This window comes from Neobacillus sp. SuZ13, assembly GCF_030123365.1.
In the GTDB taxonomy this organism is placed as follows: domain Bacteria; phylum Bacillota; class Bacilli; order Bacillales; family Cytobacillaceae; genus Neobacillus.
In genome coordinates, this window is record NZ_CP126107.1 from 1,919,621 (window position 1) to 1,944,615 (window position 24,995).

The following is a 24,995-nucleotide window of genomic DNA, read 5'->3' on the forward strand; positions in this document are numbered from 1 at the left end:
ACTTGCTGGCTCTCATTACTTTTATGGTCAGTACATCAGAGTATGTCATTGCAGGTATTTTGGATAAAGTTGCTGCCTCCGCCAATGTATCGGTATCGGTAGCAGGACAACTGATCACCATATTTGCGTTAGCTAATGCGGTTGGTTCTCCCCTCGTCGTGATGGGGACGACAAGATTGAATCAGCGGAAGTTATTAATGCTTTCTCTAGTGTTAATGGTGATTGGCTGCGTAATGACTTTTACCCTTTCTGGTTTCGGTTTTCTAATCGTCTCACGCATTATTCTTGCTCTAGGAAGCGGCGTTTTTGCTATTGGTGCGAAGACTGCAGCAGTCAATTTAGCTTCCCCAGAAAAACAAGCAGGTGCTATCGGCACTGTTTTACTTGGATTTAGTGCTGCAATCATCATCGGTGTTCCAATTGGTCGTCTTATAGCCACAGCATATGACTGGAAGCTAATTTTTGTGGGGATAGGTGTTCTGAGTCTACTAGCAATGTTCGTCATTATACGTACGATTCCTGCTACAAATAACGGGTCAGCCGTCCCTCTAGGCAAGCAACTCTCATATTTAAAGAACCCGAAAATCTTAATGGGCCTTGGTGCAACGTTCTTTTGGCAGTTAGGATATGGCGTAATGTATTCCTATATTGCACCCTTCCTGCTGATCGTTACATCCATGAACGGACGAGAAGTTAGCGGTGCCTTGTTTGCCTTCGGTATCGCTACCTTAATAGGTTCAAAGTTTGGTGGCTTCATGACGGATCGGATTGGTAACCCTAGAACTCTTGTTAGCGGTTTGGTTGTCCATTGTTTAGCTCTAGTGTTGCTATCTACAATTGCAAGGTCACCTCTTGTCGCCATTCCGTTGCTTATACTCTGGTCCTTCTCGGCATGGTCGTCAGGCCCAGGTATGCAGTATAACCTGGTTTGGCTTGCACCAGAAGCTTCAGGAATCATGCTAAGTTTATATGGCTCATTCATACAATTAGGCATAGCTGCAGCGGCAGGCATTGGGGGTATTGCTGTAAAAAGTATATCGGTACTAGCGGTCAGCTGGATTGGGGCCGCAGCAGTGGCAATTGCTGCAATTATTGCGGCGGTATCATTTAGTTTTAATAGTAAAGTAGCCAGGAAGTCGTTTAATAAGGAAATACTATGAGCAATATAGATATAACATTTAACACCGAGGAAGTAATAGTGCAACAGATGTAGCAATTAATGAAATGATTATTCATCCAACTGTTCGAGTTATTTAATAAAAGTAAATTTATTGGGGGAATTAAAAATGGTAAAACATGAAGAAGTAAAAAATGGCGTTATTTTCCCGGTTGGCGAGAAAAATGATGCATATGCACAATTTTTTGTGGGACAAAGTTATCTTAAAGGATTAGTTGCTGATCCTAATGTGAATGTTGGTGTAGGGAATGTAACCTTTGAACCAGGGTGCAGAAATAACTGGCATATCCATCGTGATGGATTTCAAATTTTATTGGTAACTGGCGGCGAAGGTTGGTACCAAGAAGAAGGAAAACCTGCTCAATTCTTAAAAGCAGGTGATGTTATTGTTACTCACGATGGTGTAAAACACTGGCATGGCGCTGCAAAAGACAGCTGGTTTGAACACATTGCAATCACAGCTGGTACGCCTGAATGGTTGGAACCAGTATCAGATGAGGAATATAACAAAGTAAAATAATAGTAGAGGAATGGTGTGTGTTCTCGGAGACATTTCAGAAACTGGCTGGTTCGTTAGACCTGATTGTGAAAACAGTGAGCGCATTCTAGATTCAGATGTCCGCTATCGATTTGTAGTCGATAGCAGTACGATGGAAAATGAATTACGAGTATTTCTAGTAATATATTTAGAGGCACGCCTAAAAGGTGTGCCTCTTTACATGTTGGAAGATAGAGAGGGTTATTTAAAAGATAATAAGAGGAATGAATACTTTGCATATTCTTAATAAAATAAAAAGCCTTGAAGAACCAAGGCTTTTTGACGTCCCGAAGAGGATTCAAACCTCCGGCCTGCAGTTTGAGAAAAGTATAAAAAGGGTAAAATCGACCGCCAAACTCTTAAATGGGGTTTTACTGTAAACCGCCACTTTATTTCTTAAGGTTTAAAACTTAAAAGTTAAGAATTTGTTAATGTTTTTTATATAGGGAGTTAAGTTCTGTCAGGTACAATCAATGTACGTCGACGAAATCATAAATAAAGAATACAAAATTATAGTATAAGGAGATGGAAAAATGATTAATAAAGCAAAAATAATATCATCTTTACTGGGTGTAACAATAGCTTTATCAGCATTCAGTACAAGTACGCAAGTAAAAGCAAGTGAACAAAAGAAAGAGGCAACAGCAGAACAAACGAAATCAAATAATGTCCAAGATTCAAATCAAATAAAGCAATCAAAAGAAAAACTAACTAAAGGTCAGGAAATGGCTAACATTCTAAGCAGCACAAATTGGCAAGGTACAAGAGTGTACGACAAAAATAAAAATGACTTAACAAAAGAGAATGCGAACTTCATTGGTCTTGCGAAATACGATGCGAAATCAGGAAGATATGAATTTTTTAATGCAAAAACAGGTGAAAGCCGTGGCGATAAAGGAATTTTCTTTATCACCAATGACGGGAAAAAGAGAATATTAATCTCAGAATCTATGAATTATCAAACTGTTGTCGAAATGACAAAACTAAAAAATGATGTTTTTACTTACAAAAGAATGGGGAAAGACGCTAATGGTAATCCTGTAGAAGTATTCGTTGAGCATGTTCCATTTAAAGAAAAAGAACTGTCTTTTACTGATCCAGACAAGCAATTGGACGCTATTACAGGAGATATTGTTAAAAACGTTGATGGAGATAAAATTTTAGGTAGTACCCTTTGGCACGGGACAAAGGTATTGGATGAGAACGGCAATGATGTAACAAATTATAATTTAAATTTTATAAGTCTCGCAAAATTTGATAATAAAACGAATAAATATGAGTTTTTCAATAATGATATAGGCACGAGCCGCGGTGATTATGGCTATTTCGATGTTGTTCGTGGAAATAAGGTAAGAGCCCATGTTTCAATTGGAGATAGGAAGTATGGTGCCGCTCTTGAACTTACAGAACTGAATCTAAATAAATTTACGTATAAAAGAACTGGCAAAGATAAAGATGGCAAGGATATTACGATATTCGTTGAACATGAGCCTTATAAAGGTGAACTAAAACCAAAACTTAGTTTCTAAAACATAATACTCCAGTAACAGGATCTAATGTACAATTGGAAAAAAGGTTGTCTACAAAAGGTGACAACCTTCTTACCTTTACGGGAAATTAAAAAAACTGTACCTCGGATTGGGAGGCAATCTTATGTCCATTCGGTGGCGATTATTAATTTCACATACAACAATGCTAATCGTAACAATAATATTATTCATAATAAGTGCTTTGTTAATACCAGTGGCGATTACAGGTGATGTTCGGAGTATTAAAGATTTGTATACACGTCAATATGCACTTAAGCCCTTAACAAAACCAGAGGAAAATGTTTTTCTAGATGTTAAATATTTAGCTAAAAAACAACCAACTCAATTGTTAAATGAAGTCACACTTAAACAATTTGATCAACAGTTAGATACAGTAACGGCTGGATTAGTCATCCGTAAAGGAGAAAAAGTTGTACATTCCTCAAAAATTTTAAATTCCATAAAAGACGTTAAAAAGCTTCCTTCTTTTGAACCAGAAAATATAAAAGTAAGAGACACCATCAGTATAGATCATAAATTTTATTTATATGTAAAGTTCGATTTTTATTTTCAGGATCAGGAAAAGGGCAGTGTTATCATAATGAGGGAAGTGAGCCCATTTGTTGAGCTGTCCAGAAGTTTATTTCCATTAATATTCGGCTCATTATTTCTATTATTAATTCTTGTAAATGGACTATTAAGTTATTTTGTATCCAAAAGTATTATTAAGCCCTTATTTTTTTTAAAAAATGCAACAGAACAAATGGGCGAAGGTAATTTAAATGTGAAGATAGATCAAGTTAGGCAGGATGAAATTGGTCAGCTAAGTCATGCATTTGACAAAATGAGGATAAGACTAAAAGAATCCATTGACATTCAGCTTCAATATGAAGAAAGCAGAAAGGAATTAATTTCTAATATCTCGCATGATTTAAAAACCCCTATAACAGCTATTAAAGGATATATTGAAGGAATTCAGGATGGTGTTGCAGTTTCACAGGGGAAAATGGAAAAATACCTTTCTACAATTAAACGTAAAGCAACAGATATGGATCGATTAATTGATGATTTATTTCTTTATTCTAAACTTGATTTAAATAAGCTTCCATTTTACTTTGTAGATATTGATATATTCCGATTTATAAAAGATTTTGTTGATGAAATATATTTTGATTTAGAAGAAAGAGGTATTAAGATAACCATAGAAAATAAGACGAAAAATATATTGATGGTAATTGCTGACCGGGATCAATTAAGGAGAGTAATGACCAATATCATTGATAACTCTGTTAAGCATATGAAAAAGCCAGAAAAAATGATATGCATTCATATAATCGAAGAGAAAGATTTTGTTGAAATCAAAGTCAGTGATAATGGCTCAGGAATTGAGCCAACTTCTCTACCATATATTTTTGAACGTTTTTATCGTGTTGACGCATCAAGAAATCAATCAACCGGCGGAAGTGGACTAGGTCTTGCCATTTCAAAGCAGATTATTACAGAGCATAACGGTGATATATGGGTGAAAAGTCAATTAGGAGTAGGTACGAGTATTTTCTTTACATTGAAGAAGTCGAAATAGAGTGGTGAAAACTTTGAAAAAAATATTAATCGTAGAAGATGATCATGATATTGGAGAATTACAACAAGATTACCTTGAGATTAACGGTTATGATGTTGAATTACAGACCTCAGGCAAAGAAGGATTAAAACGTGCACTAAATAAAGACTATAACTTATTAATTATCGATGTCATGTTGCCAGAGGTAGATGGATTCGAGATCTGTAAACAAGTCAGAGCTGTAAAAAATATCCCCATCTTATTTGTCTCGGCTAAAAAGGAGGATATTGATAAAATAAGAGGTCTGGGTCTTGGAGCGGATGATTATATTATTAAGCCGTTTAGCCCAAGCGAGCTTGTTGCCAGGGTGAAGGCACACTTGGCTCGATATGAGCGATTAATAGGGAATATTGAAACAACAAAAAAGGAAATAAGAATTCGCGGGCTTCTCATTGATGAAATGGCTCGAAAGGTTTACGTGAACAATCAGAAGATCGCTTTAACCGCTAAAGAATTTGACCTATTACTTTTCTTAGCACAGCATCCAAATCGTGTCTTTAGCAAAGAGGACCTATTCGAAACCATTTGGGGCCTCGATTCCTCAGGGGATATTACTACCATAACGGTGCATATAAGAAAAATACGCGGTAAAATTGAAAAGGATCCCTCCAATCCTCAATTTATCGAAACCGTTTGGGGTGCAGGATATATGATATCGGTTTAAATTATTTTTAACATCAATTAAAACAATATAACCAAATAAATGATAGGAGTGAGTCTCAATGAGTAACAAAAAATGGATGGAACATGCCATCAATTTGGCAAAAAGTAATGCGAATAGAGGCGGAAAACCATTTGGGGCAGTTATTGTAAAAGATGAAACAATTATTGCTGAGGCAGTAAATGATGTCATTGCAACACACGATCCAACAACACATGCAGAACTTCAGGCAATCAGTAAAGCTTCACGTTCATTAGGTAAAGAAGACTTATCTGATTGTGAACTGTATGCAAGTGGTGAACCATGTCCAATGTGTTTAAGCGCTATTTATCTCGCAAATATGAAGAAGATTTATTTTGCCAATCCGATGGAGGGAAATCCACTTGCGGTTCAAGCAAAAAAAATCTATGAACAGGTTGGATTAACAAACGAAAAAAGAACAATTAGACTAATTCAACTATCGATTAATTAATTATAAGGTTTGATTATGAAACGGTTATCTTTTTCTTTTTGTATCATGTTCCTAATTTTGGCAGGTTGTCAAAATCCTAAAATGTTTGAAAAGTCAAGTGAAGTACCGATCGATAAGGTGAATAATATGAAAGAACAATTTTTTAAAGCTGTAGAAAATGGACAAATAGACCGGATAAATAGCTTATTAAATCAAGGAGTAAATATAAACAGCCAGGATAGTATGGGAAGGACAGCGGTAATGATTACTACCTATGCTAATGATATAGAAACAACCCATGCCTTAATTGAAAAGGGTGCGGATGTTAACATTCAGGATAATATGAATAATAATCCGTTCCTTTATGCTGGTGCAGAAGGTTTAATTGGGATTTTAAAGCTTACTATCGAGGCAGGGGCAAATCCAAAGCTTTTAAACAGGTATGGTGGTACAGCCTTAATTCCAGCTTCTGAACATGGACATATAGAGGTTGTAAAAGAACTTCTAGAAAAAACAGAAATAGATGTTAATCATATAAACAATTTAGGCTGGACAGCATTAATGGAGGCAATTGTTCTAAATGATGGCGGAAAGAATCAGCAGGAAACAATTAAGCTTTTGATAAAACATGGGGCAGATGTTAGCATACCAGACTCTGAGGGTGTCACACCTCTTCAACATGCAAGCGAAAGAAACTTTGCAGAAATTGAAAAAATTCTACTGCAAGCAGGTGCAAAAAGATAACTATTTAAAAGCCAATATATAAGATTAGATGTTAAATATATGTTTTGACTTATTTTCTTTTTGAAAAATAATTAACGACATTTACGGCCCAAAAACAGGGTACCATGACGACGGGTATTTTGTTTATGATGGTGTTATTTTCCTCTTTTTTGGATGGAAAACTAGATGTTTCATAAATACATCTATTAAAGATAAACAGAAAAAACCTTGCAATAGCAAGGTTTTTTAGACGTCCCGAAGAGGATTCGAACCTCCGACCTACAGTTTAGGAAACTGTTGCTCTATCCTGCTGAGCTATCGAGACACACATATTAGGAACGTTATTTATTATAAGTTGTTAATGGCAAAAGGTCAATAGAAAAGTTGTTGCTGTCATTGAAAAGGCAGGTCCCGGACGACTTCGCTTTTTTTTGTACCCCTTTCACGGAATATCAGCCAGACAATCAAACTAAGCCCAATTAGTAAACCTTCCAGCGATAAAATGTACCAAGGATAGGGTCCTAAAACATCTAATAAACTCGCACTATCTGGCTTATGACTTAAGAACATATAATTTCCGCCAACCAGTTTATTAATCAACATGATAATCGGCATGAGTACATTTAAAAAGATACATAATTTTAAGACAGACCAAATCGTCGGACGGTAACCCTTTGACCATGTAAAATATAGCGGCACCCAAATTTCCATCAAATGTGTATAGAAGAAATGGAAAAACCGAAAATGTGGGAAGTCATAATTTAAGGCTGGAGTAAATAATGCCTGTGATGCGCCTAATAATGCCGTAAATAATAAAATCTCATAGATTATTTTTTTCGTGGTTAGCAACAGTAGGACCGTTAATATTAAACTAATGCTGCATAACTCCAAAGGAATAGCGTGACTGACATTCCAACTGCCATTTAAAATCATCCAAAAATGATAGGTCAATTCCATGATGATGAGAGTGATAGCGATCCCTATTTCGGTCCGTCTTCTTTGCCTAGCATTCAATTTATCTCTATTAAGATAGATAAAGATGGAACCTAGGATTAAGACGGCAATAATAACAAAATGACTGGTTGAAAACATTTCAAAATCATAATTTGTGAAACTGCGCCCAAACACCCCATCCATACCCCCACCACCTAATTCGGCTAATAGTACCTTTTCTAATTATATTCAATGGAATTGCTTTTACACCTCTTCCAAAATATAAAATATTTCCATTTCACTCCGTTCTATAATTAGGATTTTTCTTCCTAAAAAAGTCTGTATGAAGTATGGTATAATAGTTTGTCGAACATACTCGAAAAAAAGAAAAGCGGAAGCGCCCGTTTAGCGCACGACAGGACTGGAGCGCTCTGACTGAGATAAAGGAAACACGGAGAGCGTTAGCGATTCGATGTTGACTTATCGTAGGGAAGAGAGCGAAGTACACTAGTCGCTGGGCGCTGAAGCTAGACAGTAATATAAATTTAGTGGAGGTCATTATGGCTGCATATACGCCGATGATACAGCAATACTTAACCGTTAAGGCAGATTACCAAGATGCCTTTTTATTTTTTCGCTTAGGCGATTTTTATGAAATGTTTTTTGATGATGCCATCAAAGCATCACAAGAATTAGAAATAACCTTAACAAGCAGACAAGGTGGTACGGATGACCGGATCCCGATGTGCGGTGTTCCCTATCATTCTGCACCTAACTATATTGAACAGCTCATTTCAAAAGGCTTTAAAGTGGCGATTTGTGAGCAGGTTGAAGACCCGAAGCTGACCAAAGGTATGGTGAAAAGAGAAGTTGTCCAATTGATCACGCCTGGTACAGTGATGGAAGGTAAGGGTTTAACTGATAAAGAGAATAATTATATTGCCTCAATTACCCGATTTGATGACGGAACCTTTGGGTTTGCCTACAATGATATCTCAACAGGTGAAAGCAGAGTAACACTGTTATCTAAAAATTTTGATGAGGTCCTAAATGAGTTAGCAGTTCTAAGTGCGAAGGAAGTAGTTGTAGCCAGCAGCTTTGATGGTGAATGGCAAAAGAAACTTCGTGAACGTGACGTTCTAGCGATTTCATTTGAAGATAATAGTTCAATAGATATGAATTTTTCACATCTGCTAAAAGATTTGAATCAAGAAAAACTAAAGGTAACAATTGCGCGGCTTTTTCATTATTTATATCGGTCGCAAAAAAGAAGTTTAGATCATCTACAGCCAGTAACCACCTATCAAATCCATCAATATATGAAAATTGACTACTATTCCAAGAGAAATCTTGAATTAACGGAAACCATTCGTTCCAAAGGAAAAAAAGGGTCCTTGTTATGGCTCCTTGATGAAACGATGACCGCAATGGGCGGAAGGATGTTAAAGCACTGGATCGACCGTCCGTTAATCAGTCAAACTGAGATTGAATCGCGCCAATCTATTGTGGAAGTCCTAATGTCACATTATTTTGAGCGCCAAGAACTACGTGAAAAACTAAAGGAAGTTTATGATTTAGAACGATTAGCTGGAAGAGTAGCCTTTGGCAATATCAATGCCCGTGATTTGGTCCAATTGAAGCGTTCGTTAATGCAGGTTCCATATTTACAACAAATTTTGCAAGGTATGCAGGATGAAAAAGTGAACCAAATCGCTGAACTGCTTGATCCTTGTGAAGAAATTACGGATTTGTTGGAGCAGGCGATTGTTGAAAATCCACCGCTTTCCTTAAAAGAAGGTAATATGATATGCGATGGGTACAATGCCCAGCTCGATCAATACCGTGATGCCAGCCGGAATGGGAAAACTTGGATTGCTCAGCTGGAACGGGAAGAACGGGAGAAGACCGGCATTAAGTCATTAAAAGTTGGTTACAACCGTGTATTTGGTTATTATATTGAGATTACACGTGCAAACCTCCATCTGTTAGAAGAAGGACAATACGAACGGAAACAAACATTATCCAATGCGGAACGGTTTATTACTCCGGATTTAAAAGAAAAAGAAGCTTTAATTTTACAAGCAGAAGAAAAAAGCAGTGAACTGGAATATGAATTGTTTGCGGAGATTCGTGAGATTGTAAAAGAACAAATTCCGCGTTTACAAGCATTGGCAAAAACGATTAGTGAACTAGATGTCCTGCAGTGTTTCGCTCAAGTAAGTGAAGACCGCCACTATGTTAAACCACAGTTTTCAATGGAGGGCCGTGTCGTTGTTAAGGAAGGCCGTCATCCCGTGGTTGAAAAGGTATTGAACGCTCAGGAATACGTTCCAAATGATTGCTTCATGGACAGCGACCGGGAAGTTTTATTGATTACAGGCCCAAACATGTCAGGGAAAAGTACCTACATGCGCCAAGTCGCTTTGGTTGCGATCTTAGCGCAAATCGGCTGTTACGTCCCAGCTTCCGAAGCGGTCTTGCCGATATTTGACCAAGTATTTACCCGGATTGGTGCAGCTGATGATTTAATTTCCGGACAAAGTACCTTTATGGTTGAAATGCTTGAAGCCAAAAATGCGATTTCAAATGCTACACAAAACAGCTTAATCTTGTTTGACGAAATCGGTCGTGGGACTTCGACTTATGATGGGATGGCCCTTGCGCAAGCAATCATTGAATACATTCATACCAATATTGGCGCAAAGACTCTTTTTTCGACACATTATCATGAATTAACGGTCTTACAGGAAGAACTGCCTAAGTTACAAAACATCCACGTCAGTGCGATTGAGCATAATGGAAAAGTCGTGTTTCTTCATAAAATAAAAGAAGGACCAGCCGACAAGAGTTACGGAATTCATGTCGCTCAGCTTGCAGGACTGCCAACTGACTTAATCAGCCGTGCGAATGAAATATTAACCGCACTTGAGCAGTCTGATACCCAGGAGGTCAAGCCAAAAAAGGAAGCAGTGAAGGTAGTTAACGTAGAAGAACAGCCTGCTCAACTTTCTTTCTTTGATGAACCGAGAGATGTGAAAAAGCAAGAACTTTCTTCGAAAGAGAAACGCGTGATTGAAAAAATGAAGGAATTAGATATATTGGATTTAACACCACTTCAAGCGATAAATATGTTGTATGAGCTCCAGAAAAAGTTAAAGTAGGGGGTGAATTCGAATGGGTAAAATAATTCAATTAGATGATGCCTTATCGAATAAAATCGCAGCGGGAGAGGTAGTAGAACGTCCTGCTTCCGTGGTAAAAGAGTTGGTTGAAAATTCAATTGATGCCGGCAGTACGGTGATTGAAATTGAGGTGGAAGAAGCAGGGCTCGCTAAAATCCGCATTACCGACAATGGAAATGGGATTGAGGAAGAGGATGTGTTAATCGCCTTTCAACGCCATGCCACCTCTAAAATAAAGAATGAAAATGACTTGTTCCGAATTCGGACCCTTGGGTTCCGGGGAGAGGCCCTGCCGAGTGTCGCCTCTGTTTCACGGCTCGAGATGAAAACTTCTACGGGTGAAGGGGCAGGAAATCGGGTGGTCTTCGAAGGCGGCAAAGTTGAAATATTTGAGAAAGCATCGAGCCGACGAGGAACCGATATTACGATTACCGATTTATTTTTCAATACACCTGCCCGCTTGAAGTATATGAAGACGATTCATACCGAGCTTGGAAATATAACGGACGTTGTGAATCGACTTGCCCTTTCCCATCCAGAGGTAGCTTTCCGCCTCATTCATAATGATAGGAAATTGTTGCAAACCAATGGAAACGGAGATGTTCGTCAGGTTCTAGCCTCGATTTATGGTCTGGGGATCGCCAAGCAGCTCGTTCCCATCTCCGGGACATCGCTTGATTATAAAATTACTGGATTTGCTTCGATGCCTGAGGTAACCAGAGCCTCACGAAACTATATTTCAACAATGATAAATGGTCGTTTTATCAAAAACTATCCATTAGCAAAGGCGATCCAAGAAGGCTACCATACATTACTTCCAATCGGCAGGTTCCCAATAGTTCTCCTGAACATTGAAATGGACCCATTGCTTGTGGATGTCAATGTCCACCCTTCGAAAATGGAGGTTCGTATTAGTAAAGAAGCAGAGTTGAATGAACTTGTCACAACGATGATCAAAGAGGAGTTTAAATCAAAAATCCTGATCCCGACAGCTTATACAGCGGTGAAAAAGGAAATTCAAAAGGAAGAACAGACTTCCTTGGCCCTTGATGAAGGAACAATGCCGCCTGTCGAGAGGAAAGACTTCGAGTGGTTCCGGCCAGAAGCCACAGCAATCGTCCAAGAAAAACGACCATCGCTAGTTGATATGCCAACAGAATCTTCTTTTTCAAAATTGCCGATTCAACCCGAAATCGAAGAGGAAGAAACAATGGTGCCTGACACCTGGTTCTCTACCAATCCATTTAGCGAGGCGCCGGCTCGGTCAGATTCAGATGAAAGCATTACTGTTCAACCCAACCCTGATATTATCGAGACTAATTGTGATACTCCGTCCGAGAGTAGAGTTCCCCGGTTATATCCAATTGGGCAAATGCACGGGACTTATATTTTTGCCCAAAATGAAAATGGACTGTATATCATTGACCAGCATGCTGCCCAGGAGAGGTTGAAATATGAATATTTCCGGGAAAAGGTAGGTCAGGTCCAATCTGAGTTACAAGAAATGCTGGTACCATTAACGTTTGAGTATTCGACGGATGAATTCTTGAAAATAAATGAATACCAACATGAGCTCGAAAAGGTCGGGGTTTTTCTTGAGGAGTTCGGGATTAATAGCTATATTGTCCGTTCCCACCCGCAGTGGTTTCCAAAAGGGGAGGAAAAAGAAATCATTGAAGAGATGATTGAGCAGCTATTATTAATGAAAAAGGTAGATATTAAGAAACTACGTGAAGATGCAGCAATTATGATGAGTTGTAAAGCATCCATAAAAGCGAACCGCCATTTACGAAATGACGAGATCCAAGCACTCTTAGATGATCTCCGGAGGGCTTCCGATCCATTTACATGTCCGCATGGAAGACCGATTATCGTGCATTACTCGGTTTATGAGATGGAGAAAATGTTTAAACGGGTGATGTGATCTACAATATATAGATAGTGACCTCTATGAAAAAGGGGAAAAACCTCACTTAATTGAGTGAGGTTTTTCCCCCCTTTTTTAGTTCCATAGCATCATCCAAGTTCTTGACGACGTTTTTGTCTATTCCTCTGTAATTCTCCCTGTTTCCATGTGTATTTTTGCATATATAACTTTAAAACATCATTAATAGACTTTCCGCTTTTATCTACTGCTTCCAGAAAATTATCTCTAATATGTTGTGGAACGTCGATACTTAATTGAACAGTTTCGGTCAATTTCTTCTCCTTTTGTTCCTCTTTTCTTAGCTGCTGCATAAATAATGCCTCCCCTTTGCAATTAAAAAAAAAGAATAGTTTAAAAACAATAAAAATTTTAAATATTTACGATAAATTGATTTTAACAAGTGGAAGCGGATACAATGAAACAATATTTTTCGTCAAATTTCGACATTTTTTCGCCGTGAAGGTTTTCTGTATCAGAATAGTAAACTCTCTTGAATCTAACAAAGATTAAATGATGATTCAATAATAAAGAAAAAAGCTGCAGAATGTGGTATTCTACAGCTTTTTTCTAATAGTTTTTATATTGAGGAGAATGTCAGGCTACGCCATTGAATCGGTTTATTTCAAAGCAGCCTGAACTTTACTCATGTACTGCAGGGCCCTGCCAGTACCGATTGCTACTGATTCAAGCGGATTTGGAGCAAGTTGGACGGGAACGACGATCTCTTGGCTTAGCCATGCTTCCATTCCATTTAATAAAGCTCCACCACCGGTGAGAATTACGCCGCGGTCGACGATGTCTCCGCTAAGTTCGGCAGGACAATCTTCTAGGGTGGCACGAATCGCTTCTAAAATATGCAAGAGTGCTTCCTTGATGGCCACACGGATTTCATAGGATGATAGTTTAATTGTTTTTGGCAGACCGGTTACAAGGTCACGGCCGCGGATGTCCATGAATTTTTCCTCGTGGTCAATGAGGGCATATCCAATTTCTATTTTGATGTTTTCCGCTGTTCTTTCTCCGATGAGAATATTATATTCTTTTCGAATATGTTGGATGATGTCTTCATCAAGACGATCTCCGCCAATTTTAATAGAATGGCAGGCAACAACACCGCCAAAGGAGATAATTGCAACTTCGGTATTACCGCCGCCAATATCGACCACAACATTGGCAACTGGTTCATCAACCGGCATTCCTGCCCCGATTGCTGCTGCGACAGGTTCTTCAATTAAGCTGATTTTCTTAGCCCCAGCTTGTCTAACCGCATCTTGGATCGCTCTTCTTTCCACACTTGTAGAACCAGATGGGATACTAACGACCACATTTGGTTTCCGGACGGCGAATCCAATTTTTTTTGATGCTTTGCGCATGATATGTTTCAGTAATTCAGTCGTTACGTCATAATCAGCGATTACCCCATCCTTCATAGGACGAATGGCCACGATTTTTTCAGGCGTTTTTCCAATCATTTCTTTCGCTTCCTGACCAACTGCTACCACATTTTTGGTAACCGTATCGATGGCCACAACCGCTGGTTCATTTATCGCAATTCCTTTATTTTTACTATAAACTAGTATATTTGCAGTTCCTAAATCAATTCCAATATCAAAAGTTGATAACATCTTATTTCACCTTATTTCATTATTTTTGGTTACTAGATATGCTACGGGTAGTCTATCATAAAGTTGGGGGTGGAAAGCGCTTTGTAAATGAACCGTTATCCTTTTGTAAAGTTACAAGAAAATTATTCCTTTTTGGTAATGAAAATGAAAAATTATGATTCATGTGGATTATGAGCATAGAAAAGAACTTTTATGTATATACTAGTTTGATGTTCAACTGCTTTTTAAATTTATGTTACGATGAAGGGGTGAAAGTAGAATCGAAAGCGTGCTTTCACTGAAAATGGGATAAGGCAGTGTGAAAATATTGGATTCAAAACAAAAGTTATTAGTAATCATCGGACCAACTGCTGTCGGAAAAACAAAGCTAAGTATCGAAATGGCTAAACGCTATAATGGTGAGATTATTAGCGGGGACTCGATGCAGATCTATCGTGGCATGGATATTGGTACAGCAAAAATCAAACCAGAAGAAATGGAAGGTATTCCACACTATCTAATTGATATTAAGGAGCCTACTGAAAATTTTTCGGTTGCAGAATTTCAACTCCTTGTTCGGGCTAAGATTGATGAGATTGCTCAAAAAGGCAAGCTGCCTATCATTGTTGGTGGGACAGGGTTGTATATACAGTCTGTCATTTATGATTATCAATTTTCCGATGTCCCAGGTGATGAGGCCTATCGCCTAGCGTTGGAGGAAAGAGTAAAGGAAATCGGACATGAAGCTCTGTATAAAGAATTATTGGAGGTGGATCCGGATAGCGCTGCACAAATCCATCCGAATAATGTAAGAAGAGTCATTCGTGCCCTAGAAATTTTCCATCTGACAGGGAAGACCATGCAAGAGTTTCAACGTACACAGCAACCAGACCTTTTGTACGATACAGCCATTATTGGGTTAACGATGGAACGAGAGAAACTTTATGAGCGTATTAATTACCGAGTGGATATCATGGTTGAGGAAGGGCTCATCGAGGAAGTAAAACGATTATATCAACAGGGTTTACGTGATTGTCAATCCATCCAAGCGATTGGCTATAAAGAGCTTTTTGCTTACTTTGATGGTAAAATTGCGTTAGATGAAGCGATAGCCAATTTAAAGCAAAATTCGAGAAGATACGCGAAAAGACAATTGACTTGGTTTCGGAACAAGATGGAAGTTGTTTGGTTTGATATGACCGATGTGGAAAATGTATCAAAAAAAATAAAGGAAATTTCACATTGTGTTGAAGGAAAGCTTAAAGTAAAATCGAATACATATTAGTAGAGATAAAAGAGGAGGAAATACAAATGAAAACAACAATCAATATTCAGGACCAATATTTAAACCAGTGCCGCAAAGATAACATAAATGTGACCGTCTTTTTATTAAACGGATTCCAATTAAGAGGCCAAATTAAAGGCTTTGATAATTTTACCGTCCTTTTTGAATCAGAAGGAAAGCAGCAATTAGTATATAAGCATGCGATCTCAACCTTTGCGCCGCAAAGAAACGTTCATCTTGAATTGGATAATCAATAAGTTTTTAAAAGCCCATCTTACGGGCTTTTTTTTATTTTTAAGAAAACTTTTTTAATGAAATTCAACGTATATGAATACATATTAGTTGAAGGACTATGCATTCCTCAAGAGTGAATTTGAGTTCGGAATTTAGAGGATAAATTCTGAGTGGCCATAAACAAGCATCCTTTGTAAACTGTTGGCGAAAATGAGAGGTGAAAGCTTTGGACCAACCCATTCGAATGAAAAGTAACGGCCAAATAAGTGTTGTCCTCAACTCACAAAAAGGTAAAACCATTTCAAAAGAGTTACCTGATTTTCAAGTGGTTCCAAAGGATATTCCTCCTGAACACTCGGCTCTAAAAGAAATTGAAGACGAGCTAGGGGCTTTGGTTGGAATGGAAGAAATGAAAAAGATGATCAAGGAAATTTATGCTTGGATTTATGTGAATAAAAAACGTGAAGAAATGGGTTTGAAAGCAAGAAAACAAGCCCTTCATATGATGTTTAAAGGAAATCCAGGTACAGGAAAAACGACAGTAGCAAGATTAATTGGCAAGCTTTTTCAAAAAATGAGTGTATTAACAAAAGGTCATTTAATTGAGGCTGAGCGTGCTGACCTTGTAGGAGAGTATATTGGTCATACCGCTCAAAAGACAAGGGATTTAATCAAGAAGGCCCAAGGGGGAATCTTGTTTATCGATGAGGCGTACTCATTGGGCCGCGGGGGAGAAAAGGATTTTGGCAAAGAAGCCATCGATACACTTGTTAAGCATATGGAGGATAAACAGCATGAGTTTATTTTAATCCTTGCGGGATATTCTCGGGAGATGGATCATTTCTTAACCCTAAATCCTGGACTGCATTCACGTTTTCCATTAGTAATAGATTTTCCAGATTACAATATCGAACAATTAATGGAAATTTCAGCGAGAATGCTAATTGAAAGAGAATACGCATTCAGTCATGAAGCAGAAAAAAAGCTTAAAGAACATTTAATATGGGTGAAAGCAGTATTAAGCCCAAATAGTTTTTCAAACGGCAGGTATGTTCGGAATATTATTGAAAAATCAATTCGTGTTCAGGCGATGAGGCTGCTTATGTTAAATAGCTATGACCGGCATGAATTAATGACCATTCGAAGCAATGATCTTGTGTTTGAAGAAGATTAAATACAAAAAAACGGCAGATTCTTGGGAATCTGTCGTTTCTTTTTCGATTATCCTTTTAATTTGCTTCAAACTTTCGAATGGGCAGTTTCCAATCGAAGGTATAGGAAAGGACTCGTAATACGGTCACAAGAATGAATAAGGTATATAACTCCCAAGGCTGTTTCGCCAAACCCAGCCCAATAAATATACCTGTCAAAATGGCCCATAGCGCATAAATTTCTGCTCTAAGTACGATAGGTTTTCTTCCTGCTAATAAATCACGAATGATTCCGCCGCCGATTCCGGTTAAGACTGCAGCAACGATAACGGCACTAAGCGGACGGTCCATGTCTACGCCATAAATGGCACCTTGGATCGCAAAAGCTGAAAGGCCGATCGCATCGAATAAGTTCCCCCATTTTTGCCAGTGTTTGAGAAGATTGCCTGGAAATAAAAATACAGCAGTAATCGATAACAAGGCAATCTGAAATAATAATCCTTGGTCCCAAAGTGCAGATACTGGTACGCCGATTAACAAATTTCGAATCGCTCCGCCTCCAAAAGCAGTAACAATTCCTAAAATATAAACCCCGAAAATATCATATTCTTCCTCCATCGCCACAATCGCTCCACTGACAGCGAAGGCAATGGTTCCAATCATACTTAATACATCCCATGTCATTTTGCTATCCCCTTGATGTCTATTTTCTTATTACATTATTAATATAGTAAATTTATAACGGATTTCAAACATTAAAATTTTATCATTTTGTAGGAAAAAAACAATAAGTTTTTTCTGGAATTGGAGAAAATAGAGATTATAACTTTTTTTTGTTATGATGAAAGGTAGATGTTTAGAAAGGAAGGATGCCTTTTGGAACAGAAAGAAACGAAAGAGAAAGTAATCCTGGTTGGCTGCCAAACCAGCGGGGACGATGACTTACGTTTTCACTATTCAATGGAGGAGTTAGAGGCATTAACTGAAACCGCACAGGGTGAAGTGTTGGTATCTGTCGTTCAAAAACGAGAGCGCCGTCATCCAGCGACATACATAGGTAAAGGGAAAGTAGAAGAACTAAATGCACTGGTAGAGGAACTCGAGCCAGATGTTGTTATTTTTAATGACGAACTTTCCCCCAGCCAAAAGAGAAATCTTGCGACTGAACTGAATGCCCGGGTAATTGACCGTACCCAGCTAATTTTGGATATTTTTGCTCAAAGAGCAAGATCCAAAGAGGGAAAACTACAAGTAGAACTAGCCCAGATGCAATATATACTGCCTCGCCTTGCTGGTCAAGGGACCGCTTTATCTCGTCTTGGTGGTGGAATTGGTACAAGAGGGCCAGGTGAAACCAAGTTAGAATCAGACCGCCGTCACATCCGCCGCCGTATTGATGAAATTAAAGGTCAGTTATCTGTCATCGTTCAGCACAGGGATAGGTACCGAGAAAGAAGAAAGAAAAATAAGGCCTTTCAGGTGGCGATTGTTGGATATACCAACGCTGGTAAATCCACCTTGTTTAATCGTTTATCTGAAGCCGAGTCCTATGAGGAAAATCAATTGTTCGCCACACTGGATCCAATGACACGCAAACTGATTCTGCCTAGTGGTTTCTTTGCGTTGATTACGGACACAGTTGGCTTTATTCAAGATTTACCGACAACGCTGATTGCTGCCTTCAGGTCTACTCTTGAGGAAGTAAAGGAAGCAGATCTACTACTTCATGTAGTGGATATGTCCAACCCGGATTATTTCCATCATGAAAAAACGGTTAAAAAGCTGTTAGATGACTTGGAAGTGAAAGATATCCCGCAAATAACGGTATATAATAAGAGGGATATTCAGCATGCCGATTTTGTTCCAACCGCGGATACACCGACAGCATTTATCAGTGCTTTTGACGAAAATGACCGCCATACGTTAAAAGAAAAAATAGAGCAAGTTGTGATGGAAATGATGGTACCTTATGAGGTGGCTGTTCCTTCTACCGAGGGAAAACTGCTTTCTCAATTAAAAAATGAGACCATCTTAAGAGGACTTTCCTTTGATGAAGAAGATCAGTTATATCACTGTAAGGGATTTTCGCTGCAAGATCATCAAATTACAGGCCAATTACAGAATTATAAAAGTAGATAGGAGATTCATGCATGTTTCAACAGTTAAAAAATGGGGAAAAACTCCAGCCAATCGTTAGAGAAGTCGAACAACAAATTGCTGGGGTACATCAGGAAATTGACGAAAGAATCGAAACCAATCAATTTAGGGTTTTACAGAGTTTTCAAAAACATCGGGTCAGTGACTCACATTTTATCCCGTCAACTGGATACGGCTACGATGACCTAGGCAGAGATACACTGGAAAATGTCTATGCAGATGTCTTTGGCGGTGAAGCAGGATTGGTTCGCTCGCAAATTATTTCTGGGACTCATGCCATTTCCATCGCCTTATTTGGAGTTCTTCGACCTGGGGATGAACTCCTTTATATTACGGGCAAACCGTACGATACCTTGGAAGAAATCGTCGGACTTCGTGGAAATGGGGTTGGTTCTTTAAGGGAATTTGGCATTTCATATGATAGCGTGGCCCTGACAAATGAAGGGCAAATTAACAGGGATAAAGTATCTGAAAAAATAAAACCGAATACAAAGATGATTGGGATTCAACGTTCCAAAGGTTATGACACCAGACCATCTTTTACAGTTGCTGAAATTGGCGAAATGATTAAGTATGTGAAAGAAATTAAGCCAGATGTCGTAGTGTTTGTGGATAACTGCTACGGCGAATTTGTAGAAGAGATGGAGCCTTGTCATGTCGGCGCGGACTTAATGGCTGGCTCGCTGATCAAAAATCCTGGTGGCGGAATAGTGAAGACTGGCGGCTATATCGTTGGGAAAAAACAATGGGTAGAAGCATGTTCATATCGGATGACATCACCTGGGATTGGGGCTGAAGCCGGTGCATCACTCTATAGTCTTCAAGAAATGTACCAAGGCTTTTTCCTAGCTCCTCATGTAGTAGGCCAAGCCTTAAAAGGTGCTGTGTTCACGGCAGCAATGCTGGAGAAATTAGGCATGAATTCCTCGCCCAAATGGAATGCAAACAGAACCGACTTAATTCAATCTGTGCAATTCGATGACCGTGGTAAAATGATTGCTTTTTGTCAGGCCATTCAATTTGCATCGCCCATAAATTCTTATGTTACTCCACATGCGAGCTATATGCCAGGGTATGAGGACGACGTGATTATGGCTGCCGGCACCTTTATCCAGGGAGCAAGTATAGAACTCACTGCAGACGGACCGATTAGACCGCCATATGTAGCCTATGTACAAGGCGGTTTAACATATGCCCATGTAAAAATGGCTGTTTGCCTCGCGATTGATCACTTGACTGAAAAAGGATTAATGGACCTGTTTTAGAGATTGTAAGTGTTTTTTTAGTTGTCCATTTATAATGTAAATTCTATGTAAGAAAATCTAACATATCATTGACAACTTTTCTAACACGAAATATAATAGCATTATAAACAAACCCGAAGGGAGGAGTAATTAGGTGAGTGGAAAAGAAATTCGCCGTTCCATGCCGCTGTTTCCGATCGGAACGGTCATGCAGTTAACGGAACTTACAGCCAGGCAAATTCGATACTACGAAGAACACCAATTGATTTCTCCAGCTCGTACCGAAGGGAATAGACGTCTATATTGCTTAAATGATATTGATAGGCTTCTAGAAATTAAGGATTTGATTGATCAAGGTGTGAACATGGCTGGTATAAAACAATTATTCCTAGTTAAAGAACAACAACAATCTAACATTATCGAACAACAAGCCGAGAAGTCCAAACGCGAATTAACAGATGAACAGCTTAGAAAACTGCTGCGCAACGAAATGATGCATTCAGGCCGAAACAACCGATCATCATTACGTCAAGGAGATATGTCAAGATTCTTCCATTAAATTGGAAGAATCTACTCAAAAAATAGGGGGTAAGAAAATGGCAAAGTATTCAAGAGAAGATATTAAAAGATTAGCTGTTGAGGAAAATGTAAAATTTATTCGTTTACAATTCACAGACATCCTTGGAACCATTAAAAACGTGGAGATTCCAATTTCTCAATTAGAAAAAGCACTTGATAACAAAATGATGTTTGATGGATCTTCTATCGAAGGTTTCGTACGAATTGAAGAGTCTGATATGCTACTTTATCCAGACCTTAATACATGGGTAGTATTCCCTTGGACAGCTGAAAAAGGGAAAGTAGCCCGCTTAATTTGTGATATTTATACTCCAGAAGGAAAACCATTTGAAGGGGATCCTCGTAATAACTTAAGAAGAGTATTAAAAGAAATGGAAGAGTTAGGTTTCACTAACTTTAACCTAGGACCTGAGCCGGAATTCTTCTTATTTAAATTAGATGAAAAAGGCGAACCAAGTCTAGAGCTAAATGACCAAGGCGGTTATTTCGATTTAGCACCAACAGATTTAGGTGAAAACTGCCGTCGTGATATCGTGCTTGAGTTAGAAGAAATGGGCTTCGAAATTGAAGCTTCTCACCACGAAGTAGCACCAGGTCAGCACGAAATTGATTTTAAATATGCAGATGCATTAACAGCATGTGACCAAATCCAAACATTTAAATTAGTTGTTAAAACCATTGCTCGTAAACATGGCTTGCATGCAACATTCATGCCAAAACCATTATACGGAGTAAATGGATCTGGAATGCATATGAACCTTTCCTTATTTAAAAATGGTGAAAATGCATTCTATCAGCCAAGCGGCGACTTAGAAATGAGCGATACAGCTCGTCAATTTATCGCAGGAATTCTAAAGCACGCTCCAGCCTTTACAGCGGTTACAAACCCAACTGTAAACTCTTATAAGCGTCTAGTTCCTGGCTATGAAGCACCATGCTATGTAGCTTGGTCTGCTAGAAACCGTTCACCATTAATTCGTATCCCTGCTTCACGTGGATTGAGTACACGTGTCGAAGTGAGAAGCGTAGACCCATCTGCAAATCCATATCTTGCAATGGCTGTTCTTCTAAAAGCTGGCTTAGATGGAATTAAAAACCAATTAACTCCTCCAGCACCAGTTGACAGAAACATCTATGTAATGAGCAAAGAAGAAAGAATTGAAGAAGGCATCGTCGATCTTCCTGCAACATTAGCTCAAGCATTAGACCAATTAAAAGCTGACGAAGTAATCGTGTCTGGTCTAGGCGAGCACATTATGGAACACTTCGTTGAAGCAAAAGAAATCGAGTGGGATATGTTCCGTACAGTCGTTCACCAATGGGAACGCGATCAATATATGAGCATGTATTAATATCATTAAACCCTGTTGCTTGTAGCAACAGGGTTTTTTGTTGGTTTGTGGGGAACTAAAAGGGGGGAATTACCGAGAGGACAAAAAAGGCAGGACGGTAAATGAAAGAGGGTTGCATTTACCGGAAGGAGGAAAAAAGCAGGCTAGCGGTAAATGAAAGAGGGCTGGATTTACCGGAAGGAGGAAAAAAGCAGGCTAGCGGTAAATGAAAGAGGGCTGGATTTACCGGAAGGAGGAAAAAAGCAGGCTAGTGGTAAATGAAAGAGGGCTGGATTTACCGGAAGGCGGAAAAAAGCAGGCTAGCGGTAAATGAAAGAGGGCTGGATTTACCGGAAGGAGGAAAAAAGAGCCTCAAAGGTAAATGAAAGAGGCTGGATTTACCGGAAGGAGGAAAAAAGCAGGCTAACGGTAAATGAAAGAGGCTGGATTTACCGGAAGGAGGAAAAAAGCAGGCTAACGGTAAATGAAAGAGGGCTGGATTTACCGGAAGGAGGAAAAAAGCAGGCTAGAGGTAAATGAAAGAGGGCTGCATTTACCGGTAGGAGCAAAAAAGAGCCCAAACGGTAAATTACATTGAATCAGTACATCAAACTACAGTAGTCAATCCCCACACATACCAAAATAATTCCTTATTTCTTGAAAAATTCACAATTATCTTCGTTCTGCTACTCATATATATTATATGCTTAACTTGAAAACATTTGGGAGGTGCTCTAATTGTATAAACTGCAAATTTGTAATGCTCAAACCCAAGAAATACTTCGTGAAAAGACGTATAAGAAACCGGACCTTATATTAAGTTTGCTAGAATCAGGAGCCAAAGGTCAGGAATGTTTTCTATTTGATGAGGAACGTAGAACGTTAAAAGGAGATTATGTAAGTCATTCGGTCTATATGGAAGCGGATACTAAAGTTTATAAAGCGGTTTTTAAGGTGAAATTATCTGAAATACAGGCAAGGATATCAAAATAGTCAAATAAACAGCCTTAATCGATAAGAGAAACGCCATGATACGAACTATATCATGGCGTTTTTCTAGATTTATTCATTATTCTTTTCCGTCTGATTTAGTTTGATTTTAGAAAGAACTGCATCACCGCCCATTCCTGCAATAACCGAAAAAAGGATATTTTCCACCAATAAATTTGGAGCGGTATATAAGATAAGAATAAGCGCAGCAACAGCACCTAGGAGTAAATCCTCTAAAAAGCCGAGATAAATGAACCTTTTTGTTTTCCGTGGCATGATGATTTTTCCATGCTTACGAACATGTCCAACAATACCTACCGTTCCACCAATTACTAGAGAGAAAATAATGTCGACTAACACTGTTTCTCAACCTCCTTAAGCCTATATTTTTTGGACCTAAGGTAAATCTTGGTGTAGTACAATTATATCGAACATTAACAACATGGGCATGAGTAAAAATACTGAATTTTTACTATAAAAAATACATGAAATGATAAAAATGAAAAAAATTACCAATAAACGACATAAAAAAGAGCATGCACCGTAGTGCAAACTCTCTATTAATGAATATGCCGATAAACACCAATAACTTTTCCTAGAATTGAAACATTTCTTAATATAATAGGGTCCATAGTAGAATTTTCCGGCTGCAGGCGTATGTAATCTTTTTCTTTAAAAAATCTCTTACAGGTGGCTTCATCTTCCTCGGTCATTGCTACAACGATATCACCGTTATTTGCAGTAGGCTGCTGTTTCACAATAACGTAGTCCCCATCTAATATCCCGGCTTCTATCATACTCTCACCCATGATTTCTAGCATAAACACTTGTTCATCTGCAGGTGCAAGACTTTCTGGTAGAGGGAAAAACTCTTCAACATTCTCAATAGCTGTAATTGGTAATCCTGCAGTTACTTTACCAACAACGGGAACATTTACAACCGCATTTCTTGGTATATGTGCTGCTATATCTGCTTCCAATATTTCAATTGCTCTTGGTTTAGTTGGATCCCGTCTAATCAGACCTTTGCTTTCCAACCTTGCCAAATGTCCGTGAACAGTTGAGCTGGATGCAAGTCCAACTGCTTCTCCGATTTCTCTAACTGAAGGGGGATATCCTTTACTCTTAACCTCACTTTTAATGAAGTCTAAGATATCCTGCTGCCGCTTTGATATTTTAGCCATGATAAATCCACCTCGTCTGGTTTTTGTTGACTTTATTATACCATGTTCGTATTTTATATACAAACATAAGTTCGAAAAAATAGTTGACAACAAACAAATGTTCGATTTATAATCAAATTAATAAAACGAACATATATTCTTAGTAGAGGTGTTTTATATGAAAAAATTATGGAACAAATACTCCTATGCTATTACTCTAATTATTTTAAGCTGTTCACTTTCCTTCATATTATCTTTACAGCATCATTCAAATGATCAAGATAAGTATTTAAAGATTACGGTTTCAGAAGGTGATTCACTTTGGGGAATCTCTAACCAATATTCCGAACAACATTCATTATCTAACCAAGAATTTGTTGCATGGATAAAAAAGCATAATGAAATTGATGAAGATCGAATTTTTCCTGGAGAAGAAATTATTATTCCGGTAAGTAACGAAGAAGGTTCAGCAACACAAGAATTAGCTAGTGCTGTGGGTGAATAGAAAGGAATAC

The 24,995-nt window shown here is 38.4% G+C and carries 26 protein-coding genes and 1 tRNA gene; 20 read left to right on the forward strand and 7 right to left on the reverse strand.

The genetic code is table 11. The annotated features are described in order from the left end of the window. Positions 1–2: 2 nt before the first annotated feature. The 8 genes from QNH17_RS09320 (at position 3) to QNH17_RS09355 (ending at position 6,721) form a co-directional block, all read left to right on the forward strand. Entirely contained in the window at positions 3–1,160 is a 1,158-nt protein-coding gene (locus QNH17_RS09320; RefSeq protein ID WP_283878409.1) for an MFS transporter, read from the forward strand. 126 nt (positions 1,161–1,286) lie between these two features. Beyond that, positions 1,287–1,697, forward strand: a complete 411-nt coding sequence (locus tag QNH17_RS09325; protein ID WP_283878410.1) for a cupin domain-containing protein — start codon at positions 1,287–1,289, stop codon at positions 1,695–1,697. A gap of 13 nt (positions 1,698–1,710) precedes the next feature. Beyond that, entirely contained in the window at positions 1,711–1,962 is a 252-nt protein-coding gene (locus QNH17_RS09330) for a hypothetical protein (RefSeq protein ID WP_283878411.1), read from the forward strand. Positions 1,963–2,248: 286 nt separating this feature from the next. Next, positions 2,249–3,244: a DUF4822 domain-containing protein gene (locus QNH17_RS09335; RefSeq protein WP_283878412.1), complete on the forward strand. Its 996-nt coding sequence runs from the start codon at positions 2,249–2,251 to the stop codon at positions 3,242–3,244. 124 nt (positions 3,245–3,368) lie between these two features. Continuing rightward, entirely contained in the window at positions 3,369–4,826 is a 1,458-nt protein-coding gene (locus QNH17_RS09340; RefSeq protein ID WP_283878413.1) for a sensor histidine kinase, read from the forward strand. A 13-nt stretch (positions 4,827–4,839) separates the two neighbouring features. Continuing rightward, on the forward strand, positions 4,840–5,529 hold the full coding sequence (locus QNH17_RS09345) for a response regulator transcription factor (RefSeq protein ID WP_283878414.1): 690 nt from the start codon (positions 4,840–4,842) through the stop codon (positions 5,527–5,529). Positions 5,530–5,587: 58 nt separating this feature from the next. Beyond that, positions 5,588–5,998, forward strand: a complete 411-nt coding sequence (locus tag QNH17_RS09350; RefSeq protein ID WP_283878415.1) for a nucleoside deaminase — start codon at positions 5,588–5,590, stop codon at positions 5,996–5,998. Between the two features lie 9 nt (positions 5,999–6,007). After that, complete coding sequence (locus QNH17_RS09355) at positions 6,008–6,721, forward strand: ankyrin repeat domain-containing protein (RefSeq protein WP_481858584.1); 714 nt, start codon at positions 6,008–6,010, stop codon at positions 6,719–6,721. Positions 6,722–6,951: 230 nt separating this feature from the next. On the opposite strand, the gene QNH17_RS09360 is transcribed toward QNH17_RS09355, so the two are convergent. Then, positions 6,952–7,025: transfer RNA gene (locus QNH17_RS09360), tRNA-Arg, on the reverse strand. A gap of 68 nt (positions 7,026–7,093) precedes the next feature. Continuing rightward, entirely contained in the window at positions 7,094–7,837 is a 744-nt protein-coding gene (locus QNH17_RS09365; protein WP_283878417.1) for a YwaF family protein, read from the reverse strand. 356 nt (positions 7,838–8,193) lie between these two features. Here QNH17_RS09365 and mutS point away from each other — a divergent pair, with 356 nt between their 5' ends. After that, complete coding sequence (gene mutS / locus QNH17_RS09370) at positions 8,194–10,794, forward strand: DNA mismatch repair protein MutS (RefSeq protein WP_283878418.1); 2,601 nt, start codon at positions 8,194–8,196, stop codon at positions 10,792–10,794. Positions 10,795–10,807: 13 nt separating this feature from the next. After that, positions 10,808–12,739 carry a DNA mismatch repair endonuclease MutL gene (gene mutL / locus QNH17_RS09375; protein WP_283878419.1) on the forward strand — a complete coding sequence of 644 codons (1,932 nt, stop codon included), beginning with the start codon at positions 10,808–10,810 and terminating at the stop codon, positions 12,737–12,739. Positions 12,740–12,831: 92 nt separating this feature from the next. Here mutL and QNH17_RS09380 read toward each other — a convergent pair whose 3' ends face one another. Together QNH17_RS09380 and mreBH are read right to left on the reverse strand one after the other, a co-directional pair. Continuing rightward, a complete protein-coding gene (locus QNH17_RS09380; protein WP_283878420.1) occupies positions 12,832–13,053 on the reverse strand; it encodes a hypothetical protein in 222 nt (73 codons plus the stop codon). Between the two features lie 306 nt (positions 13,054–13,359). Then, entirely contained in the window at positions 13,360–14,367 is a 1,008-nt protein-coding gene (gene mreBH / locus QNH17_RS09385; protein ID WP_283878421.1) for a rod-share determining protein MreBH, read from the reverse strand. Positions 14,368–14,674: 307 nt separating this feature from the next. Here mreBH and miaA point away from each other — a divergent pair, with 307 nt between their 5' ends. The 3 genes from miaA to spoVK all read left to right on the forward strand — a co-directional run bounded on the left by miaA (position 14,675) and on the right by spoVK (position 17,039). Beyond that, on the forward strand, positions 14,675–15,631 hold the full coding sequence (gene miaA / locus QNH17_RS09390) for a tRNA (adenosine(37)-N6)-dimethylallyltransferase MiaA (protein WP_283879467.1): 957 nt from the start codon (positions 14,675–14,677) through the stop codon (positions 15,629–15,631). Positions 15,632–15,657: 26 nt separating this feature from the next. Continuing rightward, a complete protein-coding gene (gene hfq / locus QNH17_RS09395; RefSeq protein WP_283878422.1) occupies positions 15,658–15,888 on the forward strand; it encodes an RNA chaperone Hfq in 231 nt (76 codons plus the stop codon). 203 nt (positions 15,889–16,091) lie between these two features. Further along, a complete protein-coding gene (gene spoVK, locus QNH17_RS09400) occupies positions 16,092–17,039 on the forward strand; it encodes a stage V sporulation protein K (RefSeq protein WP_283878423.1) in 948 nt (315 codons plus the stop codon). Positions 17,040–17,094: 55 nt separating this feature from the next. On the opposite strand, the gene QNH17_RS09405 is transcribed toward spoVK, so the two are convergent. Beyond that, positions 17,095–17,700: a trimeric intracellular cation channel family protein gene (locus QNH17_RS09405; RefSeq protein ID WP_283878424.1), complete on the reverse strand. Its 606-nt coding sequence runs from the start codon at positions 17,698–17,700 to the stop codon at positions 17,095–17,097. A 192-nt stretch (positions 17,701–17,892) separates the two neighbouring features. On the opposite strand from QNH17_RS09405, the gene hflX reads away from it, so the two are divergent. The 6 genes from hflX (at position 17,893) to QNH17_RS09435 (ending at position 23,320) form a co-directional block, all read left to right on the forward strand. Then, positions 17,893–19,155, forward strand: coding sequence for a GTPase HflX (hflX, locus tag QNH17_RS09410; protein ID WP_481858585.1), 1,263 nt, complete (start codon positions 17,893–17,895; stop codon positions 19,153–19,155). An 11-nt stretch (positions 19,156–19,166) separates the two neighbouring features. Then, complete coding sequence (locus QNH17_RS09415; protein WP_283878426.1) at positions 19,167–20,438, forward strand: methionine gamma-lyase family protein; 1,272 nt, start codon at positions 19,167–19,169, stop codon at positions 20,436–20,438. 133 nt (positions 20,439–20,571) lie between these two features. Next, positions 20,572–20,976 (forward strand): MerR family transcriptional regulator, encoded by a 405-nt coding sequence (locus tag QNH17_RS09420; protein WP_283878427.1) that lies wholly within the window; start codon positions 20,572–20,574, stop codon positions 20,974–20,976. Between the two features lie 37 nt (positions 20,977–21,013). Further along, on the forward strand, positions 21,014–22,348 hold the full coding sequence (gene glnA, locus QNH17_RS09425; RefSeq protein ID WP_283878428.1) for a type I glutamate--ammonia ligase: 1,335 nt from the start codon (positions 21,014–21,016) through the stop codon (positions 22,346–22,348). A 309-nt stretch (positions 22,349–22,657) separates the two neighbouring features. Continuing rightward, positions 22,658–22,867, forward strand: coding sequence for a hypothetical protein (locus QNH17_RS09430; protein ID WP_283878429.1), 210 nt, complete (start codon positions 22,658–22,660; stop codon positions 22,865–22,867). Between the two features lie 198 nt (positions 22,868–23,065). Continuing rightward, positions 23,066–23,320: a hypothetical protein gene (locus QNH17_RS09435; RefSeq protein WP_283878430.1), complete on the forward strand. Its 255-nt coding sequence runs from the start codon at positions 23,066–23,068 to the stop codon at positions 23,318–23,320. A 69-nt stretch (positions 23,321–23,389) separates the two neighbouring features. Here QNH17_RS09435 and QNH17_RS09440 read toward each other — a convergent pair whose 3' ends face one another. Together QNH17_RS09440 and lexA are read right to left on the reverse strand one after the other, a co-directional pair. Beyond that, on the reverse strand, positions 23,390–23,677 hold the full coding sequence (locus QNH17_RS09440; protein WP_283878431.1) for a DUF4257 domain-containing protein: 288 nt from the start codon (positions 23,675–23,677) through the stop codon (positions 23,390–23,392). A gap of 200 nt (positions 23,678–23,877) precedes the next feature. Next, entirely contained in the window at positions 23,878–24,501 is a 624-nt protein-coding gene (gene lexA, locus QNH17_RS09445; protein ID WP_144549340.1) for a transcriptional repressor LexA, read from the reverse strand. A gap of 157 nt (positions 24,502–24,658) precedes the next feature. Here lexA and yneA point away from each other — a divergent pair, with 157 nt between their 5' ends. Next, complete coding sequence (gene yneA / locus QNH17_RS09450) at positions 24,659–24,985, forward strand: cell division suppressor protein YneA (RefSeq protein ID WP_283878432.1); 327 nt, start codon at positions 24,659–24,661, stop codon at positions 24,983–24,985. The last annotated feature ends 10 nt before the right edge of the window (positions 24,986–24,995 follow it).